General features: G+C 75.6%; 2 protein-coding genes. Both read right to left on the minus strand.

Features of this window, described 5'->3' with window-relative positions; genetic code table 11:
- A partial coding sequence (locus tag G3I65_RS18850) for a hypothetical protein (RefSeq protein WP_203612429.1) occupies nucleotides 1-308 on the minus strand: 308 nt, incomplete at its 3' end.
- Nucleotides 274-698 (minus strand): hypothetical protein (locus G3I65_RS18855; protein ID WP_203612430.1); only part of this gene is annotated, 425 nt, incomplete at its 5' end. The genes G3I65_RS18855 and G3I65_RS18850, both read right to left, overlap by 35 nt.

The following is a 698-nucleotide window of genomic DNA, read 5'->3' on the forward strand; positions in this document are numbered from 1 at the left end:
CAGGTGAGCGCGTGGGCGCGCTTGGCGGCCGCATCGCCCTGGTGCACCGGGTCGGTGTGCCGGTCGTGCGGGCCGAGCAGCAGCTGCGCGTCGCGGCTGTTGCTGACGCAGCCGACCTGCTGGCCGCGCAGCGCCCCCGCCACGTCGTCGCGGTAGGTCGCGTCGTCCGCGCACCGCCCGGCGTCGATCAGCCCGAACGTCGTGTCCGTCGGGACGTCCAGCCACAGCGGGCCGAACTTCTCCGCGTGCCGCAGCGCGGTGGCCAGGTCGAGGTCACCGAACGCCGCCAAGCACAGTCCCAGCTTCATGTCGCCTCCTCGGGGGCAGCGCCGCGGCGTAGGCGTCGAGCCCGCCGGGCAGCACGGGTTCGCCGTCGCAGGCGAACCGGTCGAGCGCGGTCAGGACGACCGAGGCCGTGTCGGTCACGAGGTCGGCGCTGCCGGCGCCGACCGGCCCGGTCAGGTGGTGGGCGAACTGCTCGTACAGCTCGGGGCAGCCGGTGAACACGCCACCCGCCGCGGCGACGGCGAACCCGTCCGGCAGGCCGAGCGCGTCGCGGACCGCGTACACGCCTTCCGCCAGATCGCCGACCGCCTGGTCGACCACGCCGAGCGCGACCTCGTCGCCGGCCAGCCAGGTCGCGCAGACCACCGGCGCGAGCGCGGCCAAGCCCTGCTTGGGGAACGGCTGCGCGGCCA

Origin of the sequence: Amycolatopsis sp. SID8362 (assembly GCF_010550475.1) — a bacterium.
In the GTDB taxonomy this organism is placed as follows: domain Bacteria; phylum Actinomycetota; class Actinomycetes; order Mycobacteriales; family Pseudonocardiaceae; genus Amycolatopsis; species Amycolatopsis eburnea.